General features: G+C 39.4%; 25 protein-coding genes. 24 read left to right on the top strand and 1 reads right to left on the bottom strand.

Annotated features, from left to right (window positions below; all coding sequences use genetic code 11):
* Nucleotides 1-141: 141 nt before the first annotated feature.
* Nucleotides 142-738, bottom strand: coding sequence for a nucleoside triphosphate pyrophosphatase (locus H4J46_RS06260; RefSeq protein WP_182232674.1), 597 nt, complete (start codon nucleotides 736-738; stop codon nucleotides 142-144).
* A gap of 119 nt (nucleotides 739-857) precedes the next feature.
* Between H4J46_RS06260 and yceD the strand changes: the two genes are divergently transcribed.
* The 24 genes from yceD to nhaC all read left to right on the top strand — a co-directional run bounded on the left by yceD (nucleotide 858) and on the right by nhaC (nucleotide 25,941).
* A complete protein-coding gene (gene yceD / locus H4J46_RS06255; protein WP_182232673.1) occupies nucleotides 858-1,370 on the top strand; it encodes a 23S rRNA accumulation protein YceD in 513 nt (170 codons plus the stop codon).
* A 39-nt stretch (nucleotides 1,371-1,409) separates the two neighbouring features.
* Entirely contained in the window at nucleotides 1,410-1,580 is a 171-nt protein-coding gene (rpmF, locus tag H4J46_RS06250) for a 50S ribosomal protein L32 (RefSeq protein ID WP_077286058.1), read from the top strand.
* A gap of 15 nt (nucleotides 1,581-1,595) precedes the next feature.
* A complete protein-coding gene (gene plsX, locus H4J46_RS06245) occupies nucleotides 1,596-2,621 on the top strand; it encodes a phosphate acyltransferase PlsX (RefSeq protein ID WP_220462958.1) in 1,026 nt (341 codons plus the stop codon).
* A 117-nt stretch (nucleotides 2,622-2,738) separates the two neighbouring features.
* Nucleotides 2,739-3,674, top strand: a complete 936-nt coding sequence (gene fabD / locus H4J46_RS06240) for an ACP S-malonyltransferase (RefSeq protein WP_182232672.1) — start codon at nucleotides 2,739-2,741, stop codon at nucleotides 3,672-3,674.
* Between the two features lie 6 nt (nucleotides 3,675-3,680).
* Nucleotides 3,681-4,415: a 3-oxoacyl-ACP reductase FabG gene (gene fabG / locus H4J46_RS06235; protein ID WP_182232671.1), complete on the top strand. Its 735-nt coding sequence runs from the start codon at nucleotides 3,681-3,683 to the stop codon at nucleotides 4,413-4,415.
* A 164-nt stretch (nucleotides 4,416-4,579) separates the two neighbouring features.
* A complete protein-coding gene (gene acpP, locus H4J46_RS06230; RefSeq protein WP_077286054.1) occupies nucleotides 4,580-4,813 on the top strand; it encodes an acyl carrier protein in 234 nt (77 codons plus the stop codon).
* 165 nt (nucleotides 4,814-4,978) lie between these two features.
* Nucleotides 4,979-6,211, top strand: a complete 1,233-nt coding sequence (fabF, locus tag H4J46_RS06225) for a beta-ketoacyl-ACP synthase II (RefSeq protein WP_182232670.1) — start codon at nucleotides 4,979-4,981, stop codon at nucleotides 6,209-6,211.
* Between the two features lie 109 nt (nucleotides 6,212-6,320).
* Nucleotides 6,321-7,133: an aminodeoxychorismate lyase gene (gene pabC, locus H4J46_RS06220; protein ID WP_182232669.1), complete on the top strand. Its 813-nt coding sequence runs from the start codon at nucleotides 6,321-6,323 to the stop codon at nucleotides 7,131-7,133.
* 9 nt (nucleotides 7,134-7,142) lie between these two features.
* Entirely contained in the window at nucleotides 7,143-8,180 is a 1,038-nt protein-coding gene (gene mltG / locus H4J46_RS06215) for an endolytic transglycosylase MltG (RefSeq protein WP_259365703.1), read from the top strand.
* 39 nt (nucleotides 8,181-8,219) lie between these two features.
* A complete protein-coding gene (tmk, locus tag H4J46_RS06210) occupies nucleotides 8,220-8,855 on the top strand; it encodes a dTMP kinase (RefSeq protein ID WP_182232668.1) in 636 nt (211 codons plus the stop codon).
* A gap of 3 nt (nucleotides 8,856-8,858) precedes the next feature.
* Nucleotides 8,859-9,851 carry a DNA polymerase III subunit delta' gene (locus H4J46_RS06205; RefSeq protein WP_182232667.1) on the top strand — a complete coding sequence of 331 codons (993 nt, stop codon included), beginning with the start codon at nucleotides 8,859-8,861 and terminating at the stop codon, nucleotides 9,849-9,851.
* 27 nt (nucleotides 9,852-9,878) lie between these two features.
* A complete protein-coding gene (locus H4J46_RS06200) occupies nucleotides 9,879-10,205 on the top strand; it encodes a PilZ domain-containing protein (RefSeq protein ID WP_259365702.1) in 327 nt (108 codons plus the stop codon).
* A 143-nt stretch (nucleotides 10,206-10,348) separates the two neighbouring features.
* Nucleotides 10,349-11,131 carry a TatD family hydrolase gene (locus H4J46_RS06195; RefSeq protein WP_182232665.1) on the top strand — a complete coding sequence of 261 codons (783 nt, stop codon included), beginning with the start codon at nucleotides 10,349-10,351 and terminating at the stop codon, nucleotides 11,129-11,131.
* 432 nt (nucleotides 11,132-11,563) lie between these two features.
* Nucleotides 11,564-12,793 carry a nucleoside recognition domain-containing protein gene (locus tag H4J46_RS06190; protein WP_182232664.1) on the top strand — a complete coding sequence of 410 codons (1,230 nt, stop codon included), beginning with the start codon at nucleotides 11,564-11,566 and terminating at the stop codon, nucleotides 12,791-12,793.
* A 276-nt stretch (nucleotides 12,794-13,069) separates the two neighbouring features.
* Nucleotides 13,070-13,750 (top strand): GntR family transcriptional regulator, encoded by a 681-nt coding sequence (locus H4J46_RS06185; protein WP_182232663.1) that lies wholly within the window; start codon nucleotides 13,070-13,072, stop codon nucleotides 13,748-13,750.
* Between the two features lie 67 nt (nucleotides 13,751-13,817).
* Nucleotides 13,818-14,708 (top strand): methylisocitrate lyase, encoded by an 891-nt coding sequence (prpB, locus tag H4J46_RS06180; protein ID WP_182232662.1) that lies wholly within the window; start codon nucleotides 13,818-13,820, stop codon nucleotides 14,706-14,708.
* A gap of 126 nt (nucleotides 14,709-14,834) precedes the next feature.
* Entirely contained in the window at nucleotides 14,835-15,959 is a 1,125-nt protein-coding gene (prpC, locus tag H4J46_RS06175) for a 2-methylcitrate synthase (protein ID WP_182232661.1), read from the top strand.
* Nucleotides 15,960-16,110: 151 nt separating this feature from the next.
* Nucleotides 16,111-18,753 carry a Fe/S-dependent 2-methylisocitrate dehydratase AcnD gene (gene acnD / locus H4J46_RS06170; RefSeq protein ID WP_182232660.1) on the top strand — a complete coding sequence of 881 codons (2,643 nt, stop codon included), beginning with the start codon at nucleotides 16,111-16,113 and terminating at the stop codon, nucleotides 18,751-18,753.
* 275 nt (nucleotides 18,754-19,028) lie between these two features.
* Nucleotides 19,029-20,222 carry a 2-methylaconitate cis-trans isomerase PrpF gene (gene prpF, locus H4J46_RS06165; protein WP_182232659.1) on the top strand — a complete coding sequence of 398 codons (1,194 nt, stop codon included), beginning with the start codon at nucleotides 19,029-19,031 and terminating at the stop codon, nucleotides 20,220-20,222.
* 399 nt (nucleotides 20,223-20,621) lie between these two features.
* Complete coding sequence (locus H4J46_RS06160; protein WP_182232658.1) at nucleotides 20,622-21,098, top strand: GAF domain-containing protein; 477 nt, start codon at nucleotides 20,622-20,624, stop codon at nucleotides 21,096-21,098.
* Nucleotides 21,098-21,385 (top strand): hypothetical protein, encoded by a 288-nt coding sequence (locus H4J46_RS06155; protein ID WP_182137793.1) that lies wholly within the window; start codon nucleotides 21,098-21,100, stop codon nucleotides 21,383-21,385. Before H4J46_RS06160 ends, H4J46_RS06155 begins: the two co-directional genes overlap by 1 nt.
* A gap of 20 nt (nucleotides 21,386-21,405) precedes the next feature.
* A complete protein-coding gene (proQ, locus tag H4J46_RS06150; RefSeq protein ID WP_182232657.1) occupies nucleotides 21,406-22,194 on the top strand; it encodes an RNA chaperone ProQ in 789 nt (262 codons plus the stop codon).
* Nucleotides 22,195-22,209: 15 nt separating this feature from the next.
* Nucleotides 22,210-24,246 carry a carboxy terminal-processing peptidase gene (gene prc / locus H4J46_RS06145; protein WP_182232656.1) on the top strand — a complete coding sequence of 679 codons (2,037 nt, stop codon included), beginning with the start codon at nucleotides 22,210-22,212 and terminating at the stop codon, nucleotides 24,244-24,246.
* Nucleotides 24,247-24,483: 237 nt separating this feature from the next.
* A complete protein-coding gene (gene nhaC / locus H4J46_RS06140) occupies nucleotides 24,484-25,941 on the top strand; it encodes a Na+/H+ antiporter NhaC (RefSeq protein WP_182232655.1) in 1,458 nt (485 codons plus the stop codon).
* The last annotated feature ends 46 nt before the right edge of the window (nucleotides 25,942-25,987 follow it).

Genomic DNA, 25,987 nt, shown 5'->3' with positions numbered 1-25,987 from the left:
TCAATATATCACTTCTTTTGGTTAGTTAAGCTATTTATGCTAGAACTTAAACGGTTACTAGAACAGATAATATTTTCCCGTGCTATTTAATCCGATTCAACGTCAAATTAAGCGCTAATTTAAGCAGCACAGTGAGTTTATTTAAACACTGACTTGTTCAGCTAATACATTAACATCATGTTGCTTTAATAACTCAACCAATTTAATAAGCGGTAAACCGATTAAAGTGTTGGGATCATCACCTTCCAGCTTTTTGAACAAACAAATACCTAATCCTTCACTTTTAAAACTGCCGGCACAGTTATAGGGTTGCTCTGCGTGCAGATAATTTTCAATGTCGCTTAGCGAAAGCTGATTAAAATGCACTAAAAAAGGCTCTATGACAGCGGTTGTGTAATCTAAACCGCTGTCATAGACACATAAGCCGGTATAAAAAACGACAGTTTTATTACTAAATTTTTCTAGTTGCTTAACGGCATTTTCAAAGTTATGTGGTTTGCCAAGTATTTCACCGTCACACATTGCTACCTGATCTGAGCCTATAATTAAAGCGTCAGGAAATTCGCCGGCAACTGCTTTAGCTTTTTCAATGGCTAAACGTTCAACTAACTCAACGGGTGACTCGTCGTCAAATGCGCTTTCATCGATATTAGGTTTAGCACAGACAAATGGAATATTAAGTTTTGCTAAAATTTCTTTGCGAAAAGGGGAGGTGGAACCTAAAACAAGTTTTTTCATTAATATCACTCAAAATATAAACAGATTGCTGTTAATATATGGCCTATCTTGAGTTTTTAAACACATTTAGCTATTTTTCTTTTGACACTAGGTGATTGGCACCTTATTATGCGCGCCTTATGAAAAATCTTAAACTCCCGATAACGATAGACCCATCCAGAAGCGCACAGCGAAAGTTAGTGTGTGACGGATACTTTGAAGTATCTGGGATGAATAGATTGCTAGCTGTGTGTCAAACACAGTCTGAGCAGGTCCAAGTAAATGCCACTTTTGATGTGGATGAAGTTGGCTTGATAGTAATATCAGGTTCCTCATCGGCAACAGTTGCATTAACTTGTCAGCGATGTACTGAAGAGTTCGAATTGGAACTAGAAGTAAGTTTTACTTTTAGCCCAGTGAAAGACGTTGAAGCTGAAGCTGAGTTGCCGTCATATTATGACGCAATTGAATTAGATGAAAATGGTGAAGTTAACTTGCTTGAGTTAGTGGAAGATGAGTTTTTACTCGCGATTCCATTAATTCCAAGGCATTCGATCAAAGATTGTCAGTCTCCGGCTGATAGTGTTTGGGGTAAATTGCCTGAAGAGCTTGAAAAACCGAGTCCATTTGATGTATTGAAAAAACTTAAATAGTTAATTTTTAGCTAATAACCAAATTTTTAGGAGTAGGCAATGGCAGTTCAAAAGAGCAAAAAGTCTCGTTCAAGACGTGGCATGCGCCGTTCACATGACGCAGTAACGGCAACGCATTTATCAACAGATCCAGTATCTGGTGAAACTCACCGTCGTCACCATGTAACAGCTGATGGCTTTTACAAAGGTGTTAAAGTAATCAATAAGTAATCTGTAACGATTACCTTGATTAATCTAACCATAGCGTTAGATGTTATGGGGGGCGATCAAGGCCCCCACGTAACACTTCCTGCAGCAATGCTCGCAATAGAAAATTTCCCCAATCTTCACTTATTATTGTGTGGTGACGAAACCGTCATTATTGAAACACTTTCAAAAAAACAATTTTACCCTCATCCAAGAATAATCTTATACCCAACAACCCAAGTTGTTGAGATGAATGATAAACCTATTTTTGCTCTGCGTAATAAAAAGCAGTCATCCATGCGCAAGGCCTTAGATTTGGTTCACGAGGGCCAAGCACAAGCTTGCGTGAGCGCGGGTAATACGGGGGCACTTTTTTCAATGGCACACTTTGTCTTAAAAACCTTACCTGGAGTAGAGCGCCCAGCACTAATTTCTGCATTACCTAGCAACAAGTCTGAGCAACATGTTTTTATGTTGGATTTAGGGGCGAATGTTTTTTGTGACTCAAACGTATTATATCAATTTGCTATTATGGGCTCAGTCATGGCAAAAGAGGTTGACGGTATTGAAAATCCAAAAGTCGCGTTATTAAACATGGGTGAAGAAGAAAATAAAGGTAGTGATCATATCAAGCAAACCGCCAGCTATTTACAGGCCAATGATGATATTAATTATATTGGTTTTATAGAAGGTAATGATATTTTTACTAATAAAGCTGATGTTATTGTTTGTGACGGTTTTGTTGGCAATGTTGCATTGAAAACTTGTGAAGGTGTGGCCAAAATGGTCTATACACAACTACAAGAAATTATCAAAAAACACTTTTTAGCGCGAATCATGGGCAAATTATTGTCTAAAACCTTAAAAAAGCTCTTTAAACCCATGAACCCCGACCAGTACAACGGTGCAAGTTTGATAGGATTGCGCGGTATTGTGGTGAAAAGCCATGGTAACGCCAATGTAACAGCATTTTATACGGCGATTACTGAAGCTATTACCGAGGTTGATCGGCAAGTACCGACAAAAATCAAAGATAAGCTTGAACATAGTTTATGCCACAAATAATATTTTTGGTTATATACCGTGTAACAGGTAAATATAAGCTTGAGCAATTACAGCAGCGTAGATCGGGCAATGATTTACGTTGATACAGTGAAAAATTAAATTTAATTAGGTCTAATAATGCAAAATAATTTAGCGTTTGTCTTTCCCGGTCAAGGTTCACAATCTCTAGCTATGTTGGCGGACTTTGCTGAAAATGAAGTAGTACAAAGTACTTTTTCTGAAGCATCTGCAGCACTAGGTTACAATTTATGGCACTTGGTTCAACAAGGGCCAGTTGAAAAGTTAAACCAAACAAATTTTACCCAACCTGCGTTATTAACTGCTAGTGTTGCCATTTGGCGTGTATGGCATGCTAATTCATCTACAACACCTAAACTGTTAGCAGGTCATAGTTTAGGTGAATACTCAGCGCTAGTGTGCGCAGGGGTGTTATCGTTGGCGGATGCTGTTAAGCTCGTAGAGAAGCGTGGTGAGTTCATGCAAGCATCGGTGCCTGAAGGCGTTGGTGCTATGGCTGCCATTATTGGTTTAGATGATAAAATTATTATTGATGCCTGTGCAAAAGCGGCAAATGATGACGTTGTTTCAGCGGTGAATTTTAATTCTCCTGGGCAAGTGGTTATTGCTGGTCATAAGGCGGCCGTTGAACGAGCAGGTCTATTATGTAAAGCAGCCGGTGCAAAGCGCGTGTTACCTCTACCGGTAAGCGTACCATCGCATTGTGCATTAATGAAAGATGCGGCAGAAAAGTTAGCAGAAGAATTTAACTATGTTAGCTTTAATGAACCGACTATACCAGTGGTTAACAATGTTGATGTTGCCGCTGAAAACTCGGTTGAAGCTATTAAAATAGCACTTATTAAGCAATTATATAGCCCAGTTCGTTGGACAGAAACTATTCAGTATTTAGCGCAACAGGGTATTGAAATTGCGATCGAAGCAGGACCGGGTAAAGTATTACAGGGCTTGTTAAAACGCATAGATAAAACCATCAGTTGTCAATCTGTTAATGACAGTACGTCGTTAACCAAAGCATTAGAATCAGTAGAGTAAAATTATATGTTTTCATTAGACGGTAAAGTCATTTTAGTGACGGGCGCAAGTCGTGGTATAGGTAAAGCTATTGCAACACAACTTAAAGCTTTAGGTGGTAATGTTATTGGTACGGCAACCTCTGAACACGGTGCGGCTAATATCAGTGAGTATTTAGGTGAAGGCCAAGGTTTGGTCTTAAATGTCACTGACGATGCTTCAATCAGCGCTATGTTTGATTTAATCAAAGAAAAACATGGGTCAGTTGATGTTTTAGTCAACAATGCCGGTATTACGCGTGACAATTTACTAATGCGAATGAAAGATGATGAATGGAATGATATTATAGATACCAATCTAACATCGGTTTTTAAAATCAGCAAAGCGGTATTACGCGCGATGATGAAAAAGCGCCATGGCCGCATCATTAATATTGGCTCGGTTGTGGGTACAATGGGCAACGCGGGTCAGGTTAACTATGCGACTGCGAAAGCTGGATTAATCGGCTTTACGAAATCTTTAGCACGTGAAGTTGCTTCTCGTGGCATAACCGTTAATACAGTTTCACCTGGTTTTATTGATACAGATATGACCCAAACATTAACGGATGAGCAAAAAGAAGGCATTTTTGCTCAAGTACCGGCCAACCGCTTAGGTAAGCCGGAAGAAATTGCTAACGCTGTTGCTTTCTTAGCATCTGATGGCGCGGCGTATATTACGGGTGAAACATTACACGTAAATGGTGGCATGTACATGGTTTAACACAAGTTTGCTTTTTGGCGATTTTATGTTAGATTCGAACAAATTATATACTGTCAACAGATTAGACCAGCAAAAAAGTAAAATTAGAAGCTTGCATGGTCGGCTTTTGACGAATAAACTACATACAATTCTGAAAAATTGTATTTTCTAGTAAAGGAAGAAAAATGAGCACTATTGAAGAACGCGTAAAAAAAATTACTATTGAGCAACTTGGTGTAAGCGAAGACGAAGTTAAAGTTGAAGCTTCTTTTGTTGACGACTTAGGTGCAGATTCTCTAGACACTGTTGAATTAGTAATGGCATTAGAAGAAGAATTCGATACTGAAATTCCAGATGAAGAAGCTGAAAAAATTACAACTGTTCAAGCCGCAATCGATTACGTTACTGCTAACCAGTAATAATAAACGAATGTGATTAATTTCAGGCGGTTTAATTACCGCCTGATTTGTTTTTATAGTTTGAAAATATTTGCAGCAAATACTTAACTTAAGTGAAATTAAGCGCTAAGTGAGCTGAAATTAAACTCCCGCTTTTATTCAATTCTATCGGAGGCAGCACATCTCATGAGACGCGTTGTAGTAACCGGTCTTGGCATGCTTAGCCCTCTAGGCAACAGCCCTGAATCAACCTGGACAAATCTACTACTTGGTAAAAGTGGTATTGCTGACATTACGCATTTTGATACTACTGAGTATCCAACACGTTTTGCCGGTTTAGTTAAAGGGTTCGATGCAGAAGACTATATGGCTCGTAAAGATGCCAGAAAAATGGATTTATTTATTCAATATGGGGTTGCTGCTGGTGTGCAAGCCGTTAAAGATTCTGGTATAGAAATTAACGAAGAAAATGCCCCACGTATAGGTGTAGCTATTGGCTCAGGCATTGGTGGCTTAGGTCTTATTGAAGAAAATCATGCTAAATTATTAAATAATGGTCCACGTAAATTGTCACCATTTTTTGTACCTTCTACCATTATCAACATGATTGCTGGTCATTTATCCATTATGTTTGGCTTGAAAGGCCCCAATATTTCGATTGTTACCGCCTGTACTAGTGGTGTACATAATATTGGCCATGCAGCCCGTATGATAGCCTACGGTGATGCTGATGCTATGGTTGCTGGTGGTGCAGAAAAAGCATCAACCACATTAGGTCTAGGGGGATTTGGTGCTGCACGTGCTATGTCAACGCGAAATGATGCACCGCAACAAGCTTCACGCCCATGGGATAAAGACCGCGACGGTTTTGTTTTGGGCGATGGTGCGGGTGTACTTGTACTTGAAGAGTATGAGCATGCGAAAGCCCGTGGCGCAAAAATTTATGCTGAATTAGCAGGTTTTGGCATGAGTGGTGATGCATATCATATGACCTCACCGCCGGCTGATGGTGCAGGTGCGGCTTTAGCAATGAAAAATGCCATCAATGATGCGAAAGTTGATATTGCTAAAATTGGTTATATTAATGCTCATGGCACTTCAACACCGACCGGCGACATTGCCGAAACCAATGCGATTAAATCTGTATTTGGTACGTCAGCTTTTGATGTCATGGTCGGGTCAACTAAGTCCATGACAGGGCATTTACTTGGTGCTGCCGGTGCTGTTGAAGCAATTTTCAGCATTCAAGCATTAGTTAATAATGCGGTGCCACCAACCATTAATTTAGATAACCCTGATGAGGGCTGTGATCTTGATTATGTTGCGCATACTGCACGAGATGCTAATTTAGACTACGTGTTGTGTAACTCATTTGGTTTTGGTGGTACAAATGGCTCGTTGATCTTTAAAAGAATTTAGTTAACTGTAGAGATTGAAAGTCAGGTTATTACATCAAATGTACTTTTAATTTTAATAGCGCTTGAATTTAAAAGCTTAAGCCTGAATACTGGTGTATTCAGGCTTTTTTATGGCAATTATGATATTAAGTTTTGTAGACGGAAAAATAGCTAATTCGATATCAATTGATGATCGTGGCTTAGCTTATGGTGATGGTTGTTTTACCACCGCTTTGATTACTGATGGTAAAGTGGCTATGTTGCCAGAGCACCTCAATCGTTTGGCACAACAAAGTCAGCAACTAGGCTTACCTAAATTAGCATTACCTGCGCTAGAAGAAAGTATAATAAAAATCAGCGTAGGAATTAAGCTCGGCATTGTCAAAGTTATTATTACCTGTGGCAGCGGCGGCCGTGGCTATTCGCGCCTTGGTGCAGAGCAAGCTAGGGTAATTATTTCCGTTAGTGATTATCCTAAATTTTATCCTCAGTGGCAAAAGCAAGGGATTTGCGTAGGGATCAGTGAGCAAAAGCTAGGTATTAATCCTATGTTGGCTGGTTTAAAACACTTAAACCGTTTAGAGCAAGTTATGTTAAGAGCCGAACTAGATAGACGCACAGAGGATGATATAGTTGCTAGTGATATTAATGGCAGTGTTATTGAATGTTGTAGTGCTAATGTCTTTTGGTTAAAAGCGGGGCAATGGCAAACACCGATATTAACCACTGCCGGTGTCGCTGGCTTAATGCGGGCGAAAATATTGTTAAATAATTCAAATATTCAACAAGATAATTATCCACTGGCTCAATTAGATAATATCGATGCGATGTTTATTAGTAACGCCATTTTAGGTATAGTGCCGGTTAAGATTTTTAATGGTCAACAATTGGATATTTCACACGTTAAAAGCATACAAAGCCAATGCCTTAACGTTGAAAGCTAAGATACAAAAATGAAAAAATTTTTTTTAAGCCTATCGTTGTTGGTTAAAAGAACATTAATGACTTTAGCGGTTTGTGTACTGTTAAGTATTTTGGCTGTTGTTGGCATTATAATAACGTCAGAAATGAAAATTAAGCAGCCGCTAGCGATTAAAAAAACTGAGTTTTTAACGATTAAGCACGGTACTTCATTTAATGCTTTTTCCAAGCAGTTGGTTGAGAAAGGCTGGTTGCAAGAGCGTTTTTGGCTACGCAGTTATGTGAAATTTAATCCTCAAGATAGCAAAATAAAATCAGGAACCTATCAAGTACAGGCAAACATAAGTACGATAGAACTGCTTAATTTGGTGGTGTCAGGTAAAGAACATCAATTTTCTATTACCCTTATCGAAGGAAGTACCTTCAAGCAAGTCTTAGCTCAGTTAGCACAACATCAACATATTACCCATCAACTTGCTAATTTAACACGAGTGGCCATCGCGAAAAAATTATCCATAGAGCAAGATAATCCTGAAGGATGGCTGTTTCCTGATACTTATGCGTTTACCCAAGATACAACGGATTTGAGCATCATCAAACGTGCATATGAAAAAATGCAAAGCGCGTTAGAAGTGCAGTGGCATAATAGAGCTGAAAATTTACCCTACAAAACGCCATATCAAGCACTGATCATGGCGTCAATTATTGAAAAAGAAAGTGGCCGACACACGGAACACCCTCGTATATCGTCGGTATTTGTTAACCGTTTAAATAGAAAAATGCGTTTACAAACTGACCCAACGGTAATTTACGGTTTAGGTGAGCGTTACCAAGGCGATATCACTTACGCTCACTTGCGAGAAAAAACTGCTTACAATACCTATAAAATAAAAGGTTTACCGCCAACACCCATTGCGTTACCTGGTGCTCAAGCACTGCAAGCCGCATTAAATCCAGAGTTGAGTGAATATTTGTATTTTGTCAGCAATGGCGCAGGCGAACATATATTTTCCAAAAATCTAGCCGATCATAACCGTGCGGTAACCCAGTATCAGCGTAAGAAAAACTAACGTTAACATTTTAATTAAAGTATTTTGGATGATTTCAGTATGAACAAAGGTAAGTTTATTGTCGTCGAAGGCATAGAAGGCGCTGGTAAGTCATCAGCCATTAGCGTTATTGAAGCTGTGTTAAATAAGTATAATATCCCTTTTATAAAAACTCGAGAGCCTGGTGGTACGCCATTAGCTGAAGCTCTGCGAGATATTGTAAAATCAGTCAGTCACGATGAAGAGCTAACGCAAGAAACTGAACTGTTGTTGATGTATGCCAGTCGTAGTCAATTGCTAGTTAATAGAATTTTACCCGCCCTAGCAAAAGGTACGTGGGTGATTGGTGACCGACATGACTTATCATCACGGGCTTATCAAGGTGGTGGACGACAATTTGACGATGCGATAATGAATGCTATAGCTGATGTTACCTTAAAGGGCTTTACACCCGACTTAACCGTTTATTTAGATATTGCGCCAGAATTAGGCTTAGCTCGAGCACAAGCGCGAGGCGAATTAGATCGGATTGAACAAGAGAAAATTGATTTTTTTCAGCGCGTACGCAACAAATATCTAGCCTTAGCACAAGCGTCAGACAGCACAGATATTATAGATGCGAGCCAAGAGATGGATCTGGTGCACGAAGCTGTAGTCAAAGCAGTCGAAGCTTTTATCAATAGTAAACAAGGCTAACAGATGAAAACTTGGTTATTGGCGCTTCAGCAGCAATTGTCTCGACAAATTCGCGACAATAAACTTCCTCATGCCTTATTATTTTCTGGTGTTGATGGCGCGGGTCAAGAAGCAATAGCGCACTGGCTGATTAACGTGCTGCTGTGCCAAGACCTAACACAAAATAGACAACAAGAAACAGAAGAAAACTTAAGCCAAGTAAGCGAAGAAACGACAAGTGTGCCGCCGTTTATTTTTCAGCCTTGTGGTTATTGTAAAACTTGCAAGTTGTTTGCAAATGACAGTTATCCGGATCATCTGACTATTGTTAATGAAAAAAATACTATTGGCGTAGATGCAATACGGAAACTGAGCCAATTTTTTGAGAAAACCGCTCATATCGGCATCGCAAAAACAGCCTTAGTCAATCATGCTGACACCATGACAGTATCAGCAGCTAATGCGTTATTAAAAACTTTAGAAGAGCCAACATCTCAAAGTTTTATTATGTTAACAACGCATAGCAGTGATGTGTTGTTACCCACTATTATCAGTCGTTGTCAAAAATTTGAAATACGCCCACCGGTGGGCAAAAAACTTTTGGCTGAATATAAAAAACAGGGTAATGATGCTTTTGTAAACCTTAGCCATCTTAGCGAATTAACAGACGAAGCAACTGCTGTTGCGTTTACTGCGTTTCGTGATAAGGTCAAAGATTATTTAAGCGCTCATCAATACCGTACAGAGATATTAACCTTATTGGTTGAACGTCATGATGGCTTTCGTTGGTTGGAAAAAGTTTTAGTTAATTTGATGCGTAATCAATGGGGCTGGCCAACAGCAGGGTATGAAAACCAACAAAAAAGTGTCATCAATAAACAACAGTTATGGCAGGTGTACAACTTAGTCCAAGCCGCTAATATCAAGTTAAAGACATTAGTACAAGTTAACCGGCAGTTTTTAAGTGAAAAATTACTCGCCGATATCAGCGTTGTCGTTGAACAAAAAAATCAATAAAAAAACGAAAAAAATAGAGGGATGATTTTGAAAAATATTACACTTGATTTTATGTCAGATCGTGATGTATATCAGTCATACATGCCGTTTATGAAAAATGGGGGTTTATTTGTTCGCACCACAGAGCATTATGAATTAGCCACTGATGTGAACTTGCTTGTTACATTACCTGACTCCTTAGAGCCTTCAAAAATTAAAGGCAAAGTTTCTTGGATCACCCCTATTGGTGCGCAAAACGGTACACCTGCAGGCATAGGTGTTAGTTTTATTGAAGATCCTGATAATATGCGTAGCCAAATTTATAAATCGATAGGGCATTTGTTGAGCTCATCTGAGCCAACCTTATCAATGTAAAATGCTTATTTTTATCTAACTAAAATAGTACTATTGAAAATTATGCCCATTGAGAATATTTTTTTGATGTCAGCAACTCATTAATTCAATGGCCATGATAAATACCCAAACTAACCTTTAGCACCTTTGTGCGGAGTAACCCTGTGTTCATAGACTCTCATTGTCATTTAGACCGTTTAAAACTCGAAGATTTTGGCAACAACTTAGATAATGTTGTTAATGCAGCCTTGGCAGAAAAGGTTAATACCTTATTGTGTGTTAGCGTTACTTTACAAGACTTTCCAGCGATGGCAGAAGCAACGGCTAAATATGACAATGTTTGGCTAACCTGTGGTGCGCATCCGCTGAATCAAGCGGATGAAATTGACCCGGCACTATTAACTAATTTAGCGACCCAGCCACGTGTGGTCGCTATTGGTGAAACGGGGCTTGATTATTTTTATGCGCCAGAAACAAAACAAGTGCAATTAGACTCCTTTCGAAAACATATACGCGTTGCTAATCAGCTAAAAAAACCCCTGATTATCCACACTAGAGGCGCTCAAGAAGATACCTTAGCTATGTTAAGAGCAGAGCAGGCTGAAAATGTTGGTGGAATTCTACATTGTTTTACTGAAAGTTGGCAGATGGCTGAACAAGCAATAGCGATGGGTTTCTATATCTCCTTTTCCGGCATTGTCACTTTTAAAAATGCGACTGACTTAAGAGAAGTGGCGAAAAAAGTACCCTCAGACCGTTTTTTAATTGAAACTGATGCGCCTTATTTAGCACCAGTGCCCCATCGTGGTAAACAAAATCAGCCCGCTTACGTCGTTGAAGTCGCTAAACATTTAGCTAGTATTCGTGGTACTTCTGTTGCAGAAATTGCCCGACAATCGAGTGAGAACTTTCATCGTTTGTTTCCTGAAACTATTCCTGTCAAATAGTGTAGCTTCAGAGAATTATTTAATACTATGAGTCAAAGAAGACCATAAAATCATGGTTAGTTTTGGACTCAAAGGCTTGTCTAGTGAAGATGAACCTGCCTAGTCAAGGGTCAAATTTTCGTATCAATTAAGGTAGAATGAAAAAATCTAATGATGATCTCTTTGCCTAAGAGGGTGGGGTTCTACCGAGCAATTATTTACTTATAGTTAGCTGTACAAATGAAAAATCAATTTTAATAAAATTTATAGTATTAAAATCTTGACCAGATGATGATTTTTTAATTTTTGTCGAATTTATCAGCAATATAGCCTGCGCAGTGTTTGTTGGTTTTTCAATGTACTCCATGGCTTGTTACTTACTACCCAACTAGGTAATTGTAGTCTTGTGTGTCATGATATTTATACTAAGAATAAAAATAAAAGAGATCAGGTTTGTTAAATCGTATTTGGAGCGGATTTTTCTTTGTTGCCTTTATTTCTGCCATGGTGCAATGGCTGGTTTTTGATCAGGTTTTAATTTTTGCAGAAATTGTTAATGCCATTTTTGATATGTCGAGGGTAACGGTTGAGATTGCGATTGGCCTGATTGGCATTTTAAGCTTTTGGTTAGGCATGATGAAGATAGCTGAACATGCCGGTATTATCGACAAAATAGCACAGTTTATTTCACCACTATTTGTCCGTCTGATGCCAGAGGTACCCAAAGGGCATCCGGCCATAGGTTCAATGACCATGAACTTGTCGGCAAATTTCTTAGGGTTAGATAATGCGGCTACGCCTTTAGGCTTAAAAGCGATGCAAGACCTGCAATTGCTGAATCCAAACAAAGAAGTGGCAAGTGATGCGCAAATACTCTTTTTGGTGTTGAATACTTCCGCGGTAACCTTATTCCCTGTTACTGTTTTTGTTTATCGTGCCCAACAGGGAGCGCTAAACCCGACTGATGTTTTCGTCCCTATTTTATTGGCAACATTTGCCTCAACCCTCGCAGGATTGTTTGCGGTTGCATTTGTGCAAAAAATAAAACTTTATCAGCAAGTTATTTTACTTTATTTAGCCGCAGGCATCGCACTTGTCGGTGGCATTGTGGTTTATTTCTCTACCTTGAGTGCAGAGTTGTTAGCGCAACAATCATCCTTGATGGGCAATTTTCTCATATTTTCCACACTAATTATTTTTTTATTCGTCGCCTTAAAACGTAAAGTGAATGTATATGACAGCTTTATTGAGGGGGCTAAACAAGGTTTTGAAACCAGTATAAAAATCATTCCTTATCTGTTGGCCATGTTGTGTGCGATTGGGGTATTTAGAGCCAGTGGCGCTTTAGATATTTTGGTTGATGGCATACGACAGTTAGTGTTGCTTTTTAATGGAGATACTCGTTTTGTGGATGCCTTACCTACAGCATTTATGAAGCCCTTAAGTGGCTCTGGCGCTCGTGCTATGATGATAGAAACCATGAATACTCATGGCGCTGATTCATTCGCTGGTCGTTTAGCTTCTATTGTGCAAGGCTCTACTGAAACTACCTTTTATGTTTTAGCAGTTTATTTTGGCTCTGTGGGTATTCGTTATAGTCGCCATGCCTTGGCTTGTGGACTTATCGCTGATCTTGCCGGCATTACTGCTGCTATTGGTGTTTGTTATTGGTTTTTTGGTTAAATTACTATATTGTCGACACTTACTGAGAAGTGTTAAAAATGATAACAAAATGAATTAACTGATAAGTAAGCGCGAATTAATTTTAAAATTATTGTTTATTAACAATGATTTATTTATTTTTACTGTTGGATTAATGTAATGTCACTTCACACTTTTCCATAGTGTCTACGACTAATGCCTAATAGGTATTGTCGACAATGCCCAGAGTTTCAGATTGACTAATGCTAAGGAGTTGTTATTATAAACGCCTTGATTTTATATCTGTCGACAATATTAATGGCGTTAAACAACCCTACAACTCAAGCCGCGGTTACTACGGCAGATAAAGTATTTGAACAAATGCTACATGCCATTGTTGATGGCACCATCAAATCTGGTAGTAAAATTAGTGAGCCAGAACTAGCTAAAAGCTATCAAATCAGTCGTTCAACCTTGCGTGAAGCGCTAAATCGTTTGGAAAAATGTCATTTAATTGAACGTAAAGCCAATGTTGGCTCTCGTGTGGTTGAATGTTCAATTGCTGGGCTGTTAGAGATTTATGTCGTTCGCGAAGCACTCGAAGGGATGGCATGTCGCCAAGCAGCGATAAATATGACTGAAGATGAAATTATTGAAATGAAGGTCATGCTTAAGCAACATGCAAGTGCTAAGGCATTGCGTGACGGTATTGCCTACTACCAAGAAGAAGGTGATTTAGACTTTCACTATAAAGTGATACTCGGTAGTCATAATCAACAACTCATTAATATCTTGTGTGGCCAACTCTATCACCTTGTTCGTATGTATCGTTGCCAATTTGGTATGAATAGCCCACGAGCAACTAAAGCGTTTGACGAACATTCTCGCATTATTGAAGCGATAGCTGATCGTGATGGAGAATTAGCCGAAATGCTAATGAGGCGTCATATTGCGGCCTCACGTAAAAACATTGAAAACAAAATTGCCCAGCAACAATAGCAATAATAGCGACAAGCGGTAACGTTAATTTAACACAAAATATACATGACTAAAAAAGGATAAAGCAATGTCTAAACAATTATCTCCTGGTGCTAAATTTCGCCAGGCTTTAGCAAATAATAAACCCCTGCAGGTTGTAGGCACCGTTAACGCTTATTGTGCAATGATGGCTGAACAATTAGGTCACCAAGCTATTTACTTATCTGGTGGTGGTGTTGCGAATGCCTCTTATGGCTTACCCGACTTAGGCATGACATCATTAAATGATGTTATTGCAGATGTATCACGTATTACTTCAGCTTGTAGCTTACCGATTTTAGTTGATATTGATACCGGCTGGGGCGGTGCATTTAATATTGCTAAAACTATTCGTGATATGGAAAAAGCCGGTGCTGCTGCAGTTCACATTGAGGATCAAGTGGCGCAAAAGCGTTGTGGCCATCGTCCGAATAAAGAAATTGTTTCTACAGAAGAAATGGCTGATCGAATTAAAGCCGCTGTTGACGCGCGTATTGATAGCGACTTTTTCATTATGGCTCGCACTGACGCTTTTGCTCAGGAAGGTTTAGAAGCCGCGCTTGAACGTGCTAAAGCCTATGTTGCTGCTGGTGCAGATGGTATTTTTGCTGAAGCTATTCAAACTGAAGCGCATTACCGAGCTTTTACCGAAGCGCTTGATGTGCCGGTATTAGCCAATATTACTGAATTTGGTCAAACAGAGCTGTGGAATAAAGCCCAGTTAGGTGAGTGGGGCTGTGCCATGGTGCTTTACCCATTATCAGCATTTAGAGCGATGAATAAAGCTGCAGAGTCTGTTTATAAAACCTTGCTTGCAGATGGTGACCAAAAAACAGAAATCGACAACATGCAAACACGTATGGATTTATATGATTACCTGGGTTACCACGATTATGAGCAAAAGCTTGATGCCTTGTTTTCTGAAGGTAAAAACAAGTAGTTATATCTGTTCTACTTCAACAGCTTAAAGTGGAACGGGTATAAGCATTAAAATACATCAATAAGAAACTAAATTTTAACCCTTAACAGTAAATTAATCACTGTTAAGTACTAGGGGGAAAGAATAATGAAAGATAAAAAATTATCAGGTGCTGGCTTACGTGGACAAAGTGCCGGCGACACAGCTTTATGTACGGTAGGAAAATCAGGTTCGGGCTTAACTTATTGTGGGTATGATATTGCTGATTTAGCTGAGAATTCAACTTTTGAAGAAGTGGCTTACTTACTCTTCAACGGTGAACTTCCTAATGAAAAAGAGCTAGCTAGCTATAAAAGTGATTTATTGGCGATGCGTGATTTACCGCAAGCTTTAAAAGCTGTACTTAAGCTGATCCCAAAAGAAGCGCATCCAATGGATGTTATGCGTACGGGTTGTTCATTTTTAGGTAATCTAGAACCAGAAAATGATTTTAGTGAACAAAATAAAGCCGCAAATCGCTTATTATCAGCTTTTCCTGCCATTATGTGTTATTGGTATAAATTTTCACATGAGGGTATAGAAATTGACTGTACTTCAGATGAAGCCTCGCTAGGTGGACATTTTTTACGGCTATTAAATGGTAAGAGTCCGTCTAAACAGCATGAGCGCGTGATGGATGTATCCTTAATTCTATATGCTGAGCATGAATTTAATGCCTCTACGTTTACGGCACGTGTTTGTGCTTCAACGCTATCAGATATGTTTTCATGTGTAACTGGTGCTATTGGTACGCTACGTGGGCCACTTCACGGCGGTGCTAACGAAGCCGCAATGGACATGATTGAAAAGTTTAACTCTCCTGCTGACGCTAAGGTACAAATGGCCGGTATGCTTGAGCGTAAAGAAAAAATCATGGGTTTTGGACATGCGATTTACAGCACATCTGACCCACGTAATGTCATCATCAAAGCATGGTCTGAAAAACTGGCCGCTGAAAATGGTGATACTTCGTTATACGACATTTCAGTAGCCTGTGAAGAGTTTATGTGGGACAGCAAAAAATTATTTTGTAATGCTGATTTTTTTCATGCCTCAACCTATAACTATATGGGGATTCCAACGAAATTATTTACCCCTATTTTTGTTTGTTCTCGTTTAACGGGTTGGGCGGCTCATGTTATGGAGCAACGCGAAAATAACCGTATTATTCGCCCGTCTGCTGACTACATTGGTGCAGAGCCTCGTAAAGTGCAACCTATCGCTAATAGGTAAGCTGACAAGTATTTATTATTTAGCATCAGTATAAATAAAGCCTTATTTATGCCGATAGGGCTGTTGCAAGCTGCTAGTGATAATGCCATGTCATTAATTAAATTACTTAAAAAGAGTCTGTTGTACTCTTTTTTACTATGTGGAGTAAGTTATGAATTACGATTACCGCAAACCTTTGCCAGGTTACAAACACAATGGTGTAACAATAGATTTTTTCGATACACGAGAAGCGATTGAAACAATCAGCCCCGGTGCTTATAAAACACTACCCTACACTTCACGTGTGCTTGCTGAACAATTAGTTCGCCGGTGTGACCCTGCAACCTTAACTGATTCGCTAAAGCAAATTATTGAAAGCAAGCAAGATTTAGACTTTCCTTGGTATCCTGCACGTGTTGTTTGTCATGACATTCTTGGTCAAACGGCTTTAGTTGATTTAGCCGGCCTTCGAGATGCCATTGCTGATCAAGGTGGCGATCCAGCTAAAGTTAACCCTGTTGTACCAACACAATTAATTGTCGACCATTCACTCGCAGTAGAAGCTGCTGGGTTTGATAGTGAAGCCTTTGAGAAAAATCGGGCAATCGAAGACCGTCGTAACGAACACCGCTTTCATTTTATCGAATGGACCAAAACTGCTTTTAAAAATGTTGATGTTATCCCCGCGGGTAACGGCATTATGCACCAAATTAATTTAGAGAAAATGTCGCCAGTTATTCAAGCACGTGACGGTGTAGCTTTTCCTGATACTTGTGTTGGTACTGACTCTCACACACCACACATTGATGCCTTAGGTGTTATTGCTATTGGTGTCGGTGGATTAGAAGCTGAAACCGTTATGCTTGGTCGTCCATCGATGATGCGCTTACCCGATATTATCGGTGTAAAGTTGACCGGTAAACGTCAACCGGGTATCACAGCAACGGATATAGTATTAGCGATCACTGAATTTTTACGTAATGAAAAAGTGGTGTCTGCTTACTTAGAATTCTTTGGTGAAGGCACTAAAAGCTTAACTATTGGTGATCGAGCTACTATTTCAAACATGACCCCAGAGTATGGTGCATCAGCCGCTATGTTCTACATTGATGAACAAACTATTGATTATTTGAAAATTACCGGACGTGAACCGGAGCAAATAGCACTGGTTGAAACTTATGCCAAGCACACTGGCCTTTGGGCTGATGATTTAGTAGAGGCGCAATATCCACGGGTTATCGAATTTAATTTATCAAGCGTAGGTCGTAACTTAGCCGGTCCTTCTAATCCACATCGTCGTTTAGCGACAGCTGATTTAGCCTCAAAAAATATCGCTAAAGATCTTGCTGCTTGTAAAGTACAAGAAGCTAATGGCCAAATGCCTGATGGCGCGGTCATTATTGCCGCTATTACCTCGTGTACAAATACCTCTAATCCGCGCAATGTTGTCGCTGCAGGCCTGATTGCTAAACGTGCAAATGAGCTAGGCTTAGTGCGTAAACCTTGGGTTAAATCTTCATTTGCGCCAGGTTCAAAAGTAGCCAAGCTTTATTTAGAAGAAGCGGGCTTATTAGTTGAAATGGAAAAACTAGGTTTTGGTATTGTAGGTTACGCCTGTACAACGTGTAACGGCATGAGTGGCGCGTTAGATCCAAAGATTCAACAAGAAGTGATTGACCGTGATTTATATGCAACCGCAGTCTTATCAGGTAATCGTAACTTTGATGGCCGCATTCATCCGTATGCAAAACAAGCCTTTTTAGCGTCACCCCCCTTAGTGGTTGCTTACGCTATTGCCGGTACTATTCGTTTTGATATTGAAAAAGACATTTTAGGTCAAGATCAAAATGGTAACGACATTACGCTTCAAGACATCTGGCCAAGTGATGAAGAAATTGATGCGATTGTTGCCTCATGTGTCAAACCTGAGCAATTCAAAAAAATCTACACACCAATGTTTGATTTGGGCGCTTTTGAGCCAGCTGAAAGTCCGTTATACGCTTGGGATAAAACCAGTACTTATATTCGTCGTCCTCCTTACTGGGATACAGAAGGACAAGGCGCACTAGCCGGTGAACGTACCATGAAAGGTATGCGGCCCTTAGCGGTATTGGGTGACAACATTACTACCGATCATTTATCACCTTCAAATGCTATTCAATTGGACAGTGCTGCAGGTGCATACTTACATAAGATGGGCTTGCCAGAAGAAGATTTCAACTCGTATGCAACTCATCGTGGTGACCATTTAACCGCGCAACGTGCAACATTTGCTAACCCTAAATTATTTAACGAAATGTGTCGTGATGATAACGGTGAAGTGAAGCAAGGGTCGCTCACGCGTATTGAGCCGGAAGGCACTGAATCTCGGATGTGGGAAGCCATTGAAACTTACATGGAACGTAAGCAGCCGCTTATTATTATTGCCGGTGCTGATTATGGTCAAGGTTCATCACGCGATTGGGCGGCCAAAGGTGTTCGTTTAGCAGGTGTTGAAGTGATTATTGCTGAAGGTTTTGAGCGTATTCACCGTACTAACTTAGTGGGTATGGGCGTGTTACCGTTAGAGTTTATTAACGGTGAAACTCGTCATACTTACCATATTGATGGTTCAGAAACTTACGATGTAGTGGGTACGCCAACGTCAGGTGGAGCGATGACGGTAGTCATGACTCGAGGATCAGATAATGGTCAGGGCGAAGTCGTTGAGATTCCAGTAAAATGTCGTTTAGATACTGCTGAAGAAGTGTCTGTTTATGCAGCGGGTGGTGTTTTACAAAAGTTTGCTAACGATTTTTTAGAGTCTAATGGCTAAAGGCTTATTTTTGATGATAGTGGCATTACCTTTACTGAGCTATAAATATAGCCTGTGTACAGCTGTCTTGCGGTCAATAAAAATAATGGCTTTAGATAGTAAATTTGAATGAAAAATATTAGCAGCAATTTAATTGCTGCTTTTTTATGTTCAGGACGAAGGGTATGACGTGATCACATGGATGTGAAGGAATGTTGATGCTATCAACGAATACTAAATTGTGTACATGGAAGGTGAGTAAAGTGGCTTATATTGATAAAATTCAGAGGTGTTAAATGTCTTCAGTTGCTCAAGTAAAAATCCCCGCAACCTATATGCGAGGTGGTACGTCAAAAGGTGTATTTTTTAATCTAACTGACTTACCAGAGCGTTGCCAAATAGCGGGGCAAGCTCGTGATAATATGCTACTTCGAGTCATTGGTAGTCCAGATCCCTACGGTAAACAAACCGATGGTATGGGTGGGGCTACATCAAGTACCAGTAAAACCGTGATTTTGGCTAAAAGTGCTGAGGTAGATCACGACGTTGACTATTTATTTGGTCAAGTGGCGATAGATAAAGCGTTTGTTGATTGGAGTGGTAATTGTGGGAATTTGACTGCAGCCGTGGGCTCATTTGCCATTATGTCGGGTTTAGTTGCTGCTAGCCGGATTCCTGAAAATGGTATTTGTACGGTACGTATTTGGCAAAAAAACATTAGCAAAACGATTATCGCTTGCGTGCCTATTACGCATGGGCAAGTACAAGAAACGGGTGACTTTGAACTCGATGGCGTAACCTTTCCTGCTGCAGAAGTACCGGTAGAATTTATCGCACCCGTTGACCCTAGTGAAGCTATGTTCCCGACAGGTAATGTGATTGATGAGCTAGCAGTTCCCGCGATAGGCAGTTTCGAAGCAGCTACAGTTAAAGTTACTATGATCAGTGCTGGCATTCCCACTATTTTCTTAAATGCTGAAGATATAGGCTACACAGGTACAGAATTACAAGAGGCTATTAATAATGATGAAGCAGCATTAGCACGTTTTGAAACTATTCGTGCTGCTGGCGCACTTAAAATGGGTTTGATTAATAATGTATCTGAAGCCGTTGCACGACAACATACCCCAAAAGTTGCTTTTGTTAGCGCCGCTAAAGACTATGTAACATCAAGTGGTAAAGCGGTTTGTGCAGCGGATATAGACCTACATGTTCGTGCTTTATCTATGGGTAAGTTACATCATGCTATGATGGGCACGGCAGCCGTGGCGATTGGCACTGCAGCTGCAATTCCAGGTACTTTAGTGAATTTAGCTGCTGGCGGTGGTGAACGTGACGCTGTTGTTTTTGGTCACCCATCGGGCACTCTTAAAGTGGGTGCTCAAGCATCAAAGCTTAATGGTATGTGGACGGTAAATAAAGCTATTATGAGCCGCAGTGCTCGGGTATTAATGGAAGGTTGGGTATGTATTCCTGCTGATTCATTTTAAGCTCAGTACTGGTTCCGGACAGCGATAAAGGCTTTAGTCAAGCACTATCAGTAATACTTATAATAGTGCTTTTTGTACATGCACAAAATTTTTTAAGGTATTTATGTAATACGCAATAAACTAATTAATTGTTCGACTATATGCTGCTATATTGTGCCATTGACAGAGATTTATGTAAGCATGCATGATTTATCTATTGGCTATGGCAAAATAAAAGCTTGAAGAAAGATTTCAAAAAGCAAGTGGTAGATAATTTAACCATGAAAAAATGATAAATGCGCCACTAAAGTAAATATTTATCATAAAATTGCTAGATAATTGCTAATTGCTGCTGATAGCGCTTTAGTTTTCTGCGCTATCAGGGTATGTTATGCGTTTTTATTGTAGGCATCTTCATTAATGACAAAAAACACCTTTTATCGTGACTTATATAAGCAAGTTGAAGCCTTGATCAGTGATGAAACTGATGTGATTGCTAATATGGCCAACGTCAGTGCTTTGTTATTTGAGCAATTAGCTGATGTTAATTGGGTTGGTTTTTACCGTTTGATCGATGACGAACTTGTCCTTGGCCCATTTCAAGGTAAAGTGGCTTGTATCCGTATCCCTTTAGGTCGTGGGGTTTGTGGCACAGCGGCAAGTAAAAATGAAGTACAACGTGTTGCTGATGTGCATGCATTTGACGGTCATATTGCTTGTGACGCTAGCAGTAATGCTGAAATAGTATTACCTTTAAGGTTGAACGAGAAGGTGATAGCTGTGCTTGATATTGACAGCATCGCATTCAATCGTTTTGATAGTGATGATCAAGCAGGATTAGAAAAAATAATTAGTTTGTTTGAAAATGTTATGATTAACCATGGCGTGGTAAACTAATGAAAGAATTTATTGTTATTCATGACTACCTAGTTTCAGAAGCTGTTGTTGGCGATTGGGAAGGTGATGAAGAGATAGTTGCTGAGCGTATTAACGAAATTTATCATACCGTTTATGACTTAGCAGAAGAAGATATTGCACCAGAGGTTTTAGAGCAGTTGCTTTCTTTGGTGTGGGACACGTGGATAGGGCAAGAAGCCTTAGCTGAAATCGAAAGTGAAGATATTTATGATTGGTGCCGACATTTGTTGGAAAATCGTGAACAATATCTAGCAGAGCAGAATTAAAATTTTGAAAAGTTGTATTTATGGAAACTAAAATTGAAAGTGAAGTGAAAGTGGTAGCAGAAGTGGCAGTTGAAACAACACCAGTAGTAGACGCGGTGGTTGAAACAACACCAGTAGTAGATGCGGTGGTTGAAATAACGCCAAATGTTGATGCTGAAGTTAAGCGTATTAGCACAAAAGAGATTATTGGCTATTTGGCGGAAAAATTTCCAGCATGTTTTTCTATCGAAGGTGCTGCTAAACCATTAAAAATTGGCATTTTTCAAGATTTAGCAGAAAAGCTGATTGGTGATGAAACGGTAAGTAAAACTCGCCTACGTCAAGCACTTAGACATTACACAAGTAGCTGGCGTTATTTGAAAGCGATTAAACTAGGCTGTTTTCGAATTGATATTGACGGTAATGACTCTGCAGAGATTGATCAAGAACAAGCAGATTATGCCAGCAAAACATTAAAAGAAAGCCAAGAAAAGTTTGGTACCAAAAAGCCTAAAGACAAAGCGGCTAAAAAACCTTATAAAGGTAATGCCGTTAAGGGAACTAAGTCTGTTGCTAAAGACTCTACGGATGGTAGCCGCAAAGAAAAATTCAATACGGTGAAATCAACCAAGCGTGTAGTTGCAAAACCAACCGTTACACTTAAACCGGTTGAAACAAGTAATGTTGTTGTTGGCAAAAATATCAAAGTGCAATTGGGACAATCTTCAATGGACGCTGTTATCACAGAAGTTTCTGGCAAAGATGTTAGCGTACAATTAAACTCGGGTATGGTTGTTAAAACACAAGTTAAAAATATTTTTACAGAATAAATTTGGAGTATGTGAATGCATAAATTTTGTTGTATAGCTATAGCGGTATCATTGTCACTTGCCAGTATCTCAGTTTTTGCTGAGACTAACGATGACAATGAAAGCTTATTGATATTGGCGCCAGAAAGTCAACATGCAGCCTCTACAAAGCGAATTACGGCACAGTTTACGCGTGCACACTACAAAAAAATAAAAATTGATGACTTGCTTTCAGAGCAAATTTTCGATCGTTATATTAAGCAATTAGATTACGCTCGTAACGTATTTCTTGCTGCTGACGTTAAAGGCTTTGAGCAGTACCGTGATGAATTTGACACGGTTATTGCTCGCGGTAAACTTGATGTTGCTTATGAAATTTACAATCTTAATTTACAACGTCGATTAGAACGTTATCAATATGCACTAAGCCTTTTAGCAAGCGAGAAAACTTTTAATTTTGACCTTGATGAATCCTATGACTTTGATCGTGAAGATGCCCAATGGCCTAATTCTGTTGATGAATTAGACGAGTTATGGCGTAAAAAAGTTAAATATGATGCACTAAATTTAACGTTAGCCGGTAAAGAGTGGGAAAAAATTCAAGAAGTACTGGGCAAACGTTATCGTTACGCGATTAAACGCTTAAAGCAAAGTGAAAGTGAAGATGTGTTTCAAGTCGTCATGAACAGCTTTGCCCGCGTAGTCGAACCACACACTTCATATTTATCTCCCCGTAATGCGGAACGTTTCCAAATGGAAATGAATTTATCATTGGAAGGTATTGGCGCAGTCTTACGTGCAGAAGAAGACTATACCGTTATTCAAAGTGTAGTTTCGGGTGGCCCGGCTGATAAATCTAATGAATTAAACCCTAAAGATCGTATTGTCGGTGTTGCACAAAATGATAAAGAGTTTGTCGACGTTATTGGTTGGCGTTTAGATGATGTTGTTGAACTAATCAAAGGTCCTAAAGGCAGCAAGGTTAGGTTACAAGTTTTAGGTGCAGAATCAGAAGATGACAGCAGTATTAAAGTAGTTTCTATTGTTAGAGATACCATAAAGCTTGAAGATCGCGCGGCAAAATCAGAAGTCTATTTTGAAAAAGAAGGTGATGAAAACACTAAAAAACTTGGTGTGATCACGATCCCAAGCTTTTACAACCATCTTTCTCGCGACGTTAAGCTTGAAATAGCTAAACTTAAAGAGGAGAACGTGGCTGGTATTATTGTTGACCTTCGTGGCAATGGTGGTGGCTCGTTAACAGAGGCGACTTTACTTACCGGTCTATTTATTGATAAAGGCCCTGTAGTACAAGTGCGTGATGGTGCTAACCGCGTACAAGTAAACAGTGATAAAGACGGTATTAGTTTTTATGATGGGCCATTGACTGTTATGGTCGATCGCTATAGCGCTTCAGCGTCAGAGATATTCTCAGCAGCCATTCAGGATTATGGACGAGGCATTATTGTTGGTGAACACACTTTTGGCAAAGGCACTGTCCAGCAACATAGAGGCCTAGGTCGTGTCTACGATTTGTACGAAAAACCGTTTGGCAGCATTCAATTTACGATTGCCAAGTTTTATCGCATTAATGGTGGTAGCACCCAACACCGGGGTGTATTACCTGATATTGAATTTCCATCGGCAATAGATCCAGCTGATTGGGGCGAAAGTAAAGAAGAAAACGCCTTGCCTTGGGACCAAATCCCAAAAGCGCAATATAATAAGCTTAATGATATTAGCAAAGATGTATCATATTTGACTTCATTGTACAGTTCACGTGTTGAAAAAAATCAAGAGTTTAATTATTTACGCTCTGATATAGCAGAATATAAAGCTGAAAAAGATGATAAAAATATTTCATTAAACTTAGCTAAGCGCAAAGAAAAAAGAGAGAGCCGTAAGGCTAAGCAATTAAAGCGAGCGAATGAACGACTTACCGTTATGGGTAAAGAAAATGTAGCTGACTTAGATGACTTACCAGAAGATTTAGAAGCACTAGACCCATTTTTAGACGAAACAGCAAGAATTACCTTTGACTTAGTGTCACTGGGTAAAGTTGCCAAAAAATAGCTGTTTTACTGAAGCAATAATGAAAGCCACCTTAGGGTGGCTTTTTAGTGCTAGGTTTCTTAGACTGATTTTTACCTGAAATAACTGCATAATTATTCTTTAAATCCTTATAAACAAAGGGCTAGTTAGCAGATTGTTGTCAAAAATAGCTTGCACTATCTGCGAACAGTCGGCATCTTACTAGCACAAATAATTTAACCACTATAATAATTAAGATAATAAGGTGTAAATTTATCTATGTCTGACCCTCAATCTTCGCGACAACCTTCTATGTTGGACTCTCTTATTCCAATTGTTGTCCTTATTTTTTTATTAATTGCCGCAGTAACTTTTTTTGGTGATAGTTCATCATCAGGACCTAACCAAATAGCCTTATTTTTAGCAACGGGCGTGGCTGCGGTGATTGGGCTAAAAAATGGTCATAAATGGCATGAGATGGAAAAATCGATTATCCATGGCATCTCAATTTCTTTAGGCGCGGTGCTAATTTTATTAGCAGTAGGGTCATTAATTGGTACATGGTTGTTATCAGGTACTGTGCCTACGATGGTATATTATGGCTTGAAAATTATAGACCCCAGTTGGTTTTATGCCGCAACTTGCCTAGTGTGTGGTGTTGTAGCTATGAGCATAGGCAGCTCTTGGACCACTGCCGCGACAGTAGGTGTTGCATTTATTGGTATTGCTGGCGGATTTGAATTATCGCCATCGGTTACTGCTGGTGCCGTCATATCAGGCGCTTATTTTGGTGATAAATTATCACCATTATCCGAAACGACTAATTTAGCCCCTGCGGTAGCAGGTAGTGAATTATTTGCTCATATTCGCTACATGCTATGGACAACTATTCCTTCAATTTCCATTGCACTAATTTTATTTCTTATTATTGGCTTTAATCATTCTACTTCAGGGGTGGGTAACACAGATAGTATTGAGTCATTAACGAGTACCTTAGAGAATACCTATAACATATCCGCCTTGAATTTAATCCCCTTACTGCTATTATTAATAATGGCTTATAAAAAAATGCCCGCATTTCCGGCGGTTGCTATCGGTGCGGTATTAGGCGCTATTTGGGCGGTAATTTTTCAACAAGATTTGATTTCTGGCATGGCTCAAGCAGGTGTAGATTCAACTCAAGCGGCTATTATGGTAGTATGGACGGCATTTTTTGACGGCGTAGTTGTCGACACAGGTAACGCTGAAATTGATCAACTATTAAGCCGTGGTGGCATGTCAGGTATGTTAAATACTATCTGGCTAGTGGTTACCGCATTAAGTTTTGGTGCAATTTTAGAGCATTTAGGTATGTTGAAAAAATTTGTTGAATCAATCTTAGCGAAGGCAAAGTCAACAGGTAGCTTAATTGCCAGTACCGTAGCGACTTGTATTGGCACTAACTTGATCACAGCCGACCAATATATGTCTATTGTGATGCCGGGAAGAATGTACAAAGAAGAATACGAAAAAAGGGGCTTAGACCCAGTCGTATTAAGTCGAACATTAGAAGATTCTGGCACTATTACTTCACCATTAATACCTTGGAATACCTGTGGTGCATTTATGTTTGGCGCTATGGCATTAACATCTTATGATTATATCTTTTATTGTTTCTTTAACTTAATTAACCCTATTTTAGCCGTGACATATGGTTATATGGGCTTTAAGATAAAAAGACTAGTGACAAAGAACTAAAAAATTTGCAAAATTAATAAATATTCACAAAGCCTGTTTAATACAG

This window comes from Colwellia sp. MB02u-6 (genome assembly GCF_014077095.1).
Taxonomy (GTDB): domain Bacteria; phylum Pseudomonadota; class Gammaproteobacteria; order Enterobacterales; family Alteromonadaceae; genus Cognaticolwellia.
This window is presented reverse-complemented; position numbering and strand designations above follow the sequence as displayed.

What these genes read in the sequence shown, in the direction of transcription:
- fabF (WP_182232670.1), top strand. Translation starts at nt 4,979, where the DNA reads ATGAGACGCGTTGTAGTAACCGGTCTTGGCATGCTTAGCCCTCTAGGC.
- nhaC (WP_182232655.1), top strand. Translation starts at nt 24,484, where the DNA reads ATGTCTGACCCTCAATCTTCGCGACAACCTTCTATGTTGGACTCTCTT.
- tmk (WP_182232668.1), top strand. Translation starts at nt 8,220, where the DNA reads ATGAACAAAGGTAAGTTTATTGTCGTCGAAGGCATAGAAGGCGCTGGT.
- proQ (WP_182232657.1), top strand. Translation starts at nt 21,406, where the DNA reads ATGGAAACTAAAATTGAAAGTGAAGTGAAAGTGGTAGCAGAAGTGGCA.
- H4J46_RS06185 (WP_182232663.1), top strand. Translation starts at nt 13,070, where the DNA reads ATGGCGTTAAACAACCCTACAACTCAAGCCGCGGTTACTACGGCAGAT.
- prpC (WP_182232661.1), top strand. Translation starts at nt 14,835, where the DNA reads ATGAAAGATAAAAAATTATCAGGTGCTGGCTTACGTGGACAAAGTGCC.
- prpB (WP_182232662.1), top strand. Translation starts at nt 13,818, where the DNA reads ATGTCTAAACAATTATCTCCTGGTGCTAAATTTCGCCAGGCTTTAGCA.
- prpF (WP_182232659.1), top strand. Translation starts at nt 19,029, where the DNA reads ATGTCTTCAGTTGCTCAAGTAAAAATCCCCGCAACCTATATGCGAGGT.
- fabG (WP_182232671.1), top strand. Translation starts at nt 3,681, where the DNA reads ATGTTTTCATTAGACGGTAAAGTCATTTTAGTGACGGGCGCAAGTCGT.
- acpP (WP_077286054.1), top strand. Translation starts at nt 4,580, where the DNA reads ATGAGCACTATTGAAGAACGCGTAAAAAAAATTACTATTGAGCAACTT.
- pabC (WP_182232669.1), top strand. Translation starts at nt 6,321, where the DNA reads ATGGCAATTATGATATTAAGTTTTGTAGACGGAAAAATAGCTAATTCG.
- acnD (WP_182232660.1), top strand. Translation starts at nt 16,111, where the DNA reads ATGAATTACGATTACCGCAAACCTTTGCCAGGTTACAAACACAATGGT.
- rpmF (WP_077286058.1), top strand. Translation starts at nt 1,410, where the DNA reads ATGGCAGTTCAAAAGAGCAAAAAGTCTCGTTCAAGACGTGGCATGCGC.
- H4J46_RS06205 (WP_182232667.1), top strand. Translation starts at nt 8,859, where the DNA reads ATGAAAACTTGGTTATTGGCGCTTCAGCAGCAATTGTCTCGACAAATT.
- prc (WP_182232656.1), top strand. Translation starts at nt 22,210, where the DNA reads ATGCATAAATTTTGTTGTATAGCTATAGCGGTATCATTGTCACTTGCC.
- fabD (WP_182232672.1), top strand. Translation starts at nt 2,739, where the DNA reads ATGCAAAATAATTTAGCGTTTGTCTTTCCCGGTCAAGGTTCACAATCT.
- H4J46_RS06260 (WP_182232674.1), bottom strand. Translation starts at nt 738, where the DNA reads ATGAAAAAACTTGTTTTAGGTTCCACCTCCCCTTTTCGCAAAGAAATT.
- H4J46_RS06160 (WP_182232658.1), top strand. Translation starts at nt 20,622, where the DNA reads ATGACAAAAAACACCTTTTATCGTGACTTATATAAGCAAGTTGAAGCC.
- mltG (WP_259365703.1), top strand. Translation starts at nt 7,143, where the DNA reads ATGAAAAAATTTTTTTTAAGCCTATCGTTGTTGGTTAAAAGAACATTA.
- H4J46_RS06155 (WP_182137793.1), top strand. Translation starts at nt 21,098, where the DNA reads ATGAAAGAATTTATTGTTATTCATGACTACCTAGTTTCAGAAGCTGTT.
- yceD (WP_182232673.1), top strand. Translation starts at nt 858, where the DNA reads ATGAAAAATCTTAAACTCCCGATAACGATAGACCCATCCAGAAGCGCA.